General features: G+C 31.2%; 4 protein-coding genes. All 4 read left to right on the top strand.

From position 1 onward, the window contains the following. Positions 1-468 (top strand): hypothetical protein (locus tag FLS47_RS16950; protein ID WP_223225403.1); only part of this gene is annotated, 468 nt, incomplete at its 5' end. A 208-nt stretch (positions 469-676) separates the two neighbouring features. Next, a complete protein-coding gene (locus tag FLS47_RS16945; RefSeq protein ID WP_149915507.1) occupies positions 677-1,279 on the top strand; it encodes a recombinase family protein in 603 nt (200 codons plus the stop codon). A 70-nt stretch (positions 1,280-1,349) separates the two neighbouring features. Next, positions 1,350-1,598: an AbrB/MazE/SpoVT family DNA-binding domain-containing protein gene (locus FLS47_RS16940; protein ID WP_188347476.1), complete on the top strand. Its 249-nt coding sequence runs from the start codon at positions 1,350-1,352 to the stop codon at positions 1,596-1,598. Further along, on the top strand, positions 1,592-1,909 hold the full coding sequence (locus FLS47_RS16935; RefSeq protein ID WP_223225402.1) for a type II toxin-antitoxin system PemK/MazF family toxin: 318 nt from the start codon (positions 1,592-1,594) through the stop codon (positions 1,907-1,909). The genes FLS47_RS16940 and FLS47_RS16935 overlap by 7 nt, the downstream gene beginning before the upstream one ends. Positions 1,910-2,074 lie beyond the last annotated feature (165 nt).

Genomic DNA, 2,074 nt, shown 5'->3' with positions numbered 1-2,074 from the left:
GTTATTAAACAATGGCATAAATCGAACCGTTTTACATTCCTATTTTTTTCAGATTGGCACAAATCGAAACGAAAATTTTGGCACTGTTTGACCGAAAACGGTGGCACAAATCAATCCGAAATATCCATTGAAAAAATAACAGATCAAATAGAGCTTGGAAATATCGCAAGCAATGAAGAGAATCCAAAGCTGAGAAAAATTGCAATTGAAAAAATAACAGACCAAATCGAACTTGGAAATATCGCAAGCAATGAAGAGGATCCAAAGCTGAGAAAAATTGCAATTGAAAAAATAACAGATCAAATAGAGCTTGGAAATATCGCAAGCAATGAAGAGGATCCAAAGCTGAGAAAAATTGCAATTGAAAAAATAACAGACCAAATCGAACTTGGAAATATCGCAAGCAATGAAGAGAATCCAAAGCTGAGAAAAATTGCAATTGAAAAAATGAATAAAGCTGAAAAATAATTCTCCTCATGATCTTTCTTGAATAGACGAATTATCACTTATACAAATACTATCTTGTATTGTTATAGTTTCGCAATACGGTGGTTTATTGAGATTTTATAAAAGGCATCTTACTACCATATTAAACCTATAAAACAATATCTCAACAACTTATATCATTAATCAAAGTCTCATATATTTACTATATATGAGTTTTATGTAACAAATTATGAAAATTGGGTACGCAAGAGTTTCAACTAAAGACCAAAATTTGGATTTGCAAATTGAAGCTTTACAAAAAGCAGGTTGTGAAAAAATATATCAAGAAAAAATTTCGGGAGCAACAAAGAATCGACCAGAACTTGACAAAATGATTGAGCAGTTTAGACAGGGGGATGAGCTTTATGTATGGCGATTAGACCGACTAGGAAGAAGTTTAAAAAATATAATTGATTTAGTATTGAGCTTAAATGATAAAGGAATCATTATAAAGGGTATTTCTGATAGTGTAGATACCTCAACTATTAATGGTAGACTATTTCTTAACCTTATGGCTTCATTGGCAGAATATGAAAGGGAGCTAATAAGAGAAAGAACAAATGCAGGTTTGCAATCCGCAAGAGCAAGAGGAAGAACCGGTGGCAGACCTAAAGGATTTACAAAAGAAAAGGTGGCTAAATTATTAGTAATGCGCTCTATCTATAAAGATTTAACTAAAACACCCGAAGAAATTTATAAAGGACTTGGACTAACCAGAGCAACATTTTACAGATACGCTAAAATTCTTGATAACCACACAAATGAAGAAATAAAACAAATGCAAATCAAATAATCTCAGAAAAATATAAAACAATTATAGCTTAAATTTTGATTTGTTATAATATTGTTATAACTTTATTATTATGAAAACTAAAGTTAGAAAAATCGGTAATTCTTTTGGAATTATAATAGGAAAGCAAATTCTTGACCAACTCCATGTTACAGATGAAGTTTATTTATCTGTCAAGGATTCTAAAATCATTATCGAAGCAGTTAAATCAAAACATCGTGAAAACTGGGAAGAAATGTTATTAAAAGCCAACTCTTTAAAAGATAAAGATGCTTTAGAATATTTTGATAATGATTTCGACAAAACAGAATGGACATGGTAAAAAGATTTGAAGTTTATTTTATTGACCTTAATCCTACCATTGGTAGCGAAATTAATAAAATTAGACCTGCTGTTATAGTTTCACCAAATGAAATGAATAATGCTTTAAACACAGTAATTATTGCACCGCTGACATCGACCCTAAAGCCTTATCCTATGCGCGTAAATTGTAAGGTAGATGGAAAGCAAGGTCAGATTGCTTTAGACCATATAAGATCTGTTGATAAAAAAAGATTAAAGGGTAAACTAGGGGAAATTGAAAATTCTACACAAAAAGAAGTTGTTAATACTTTATTGGAAATGTTCTCTTAAGTTAATCTCACCAAACGATAAAATTTAACAAAAAATGTGGGAGTGTAAAATAAACTGTGTCAATGGTTGAATTACCTCCCCGCGGGGCGGTAATTCAACCATTTTTCTTATTGCAAATCTAACACCATTCTTCCCGGAAACCAAATTGCTAATTTCTGTGCTGTT

It is taken from the genome of Sphingobacterium cavernae (assembly GCF_008520265.1).
In the GTDB taxonomy this organism is placed as follows: domain Bacteria; phylum Bacteroidota; class Bacteroidia; order Sphingobacteriales; family Sphingobacteriaceae; genus Sphingobacterium; species Sphingobacterium cavernae.
Note: the sequence above shows the minus strand (reverse complement) of the source record. Positions and strands in the feature narration are given on the sequence as shown.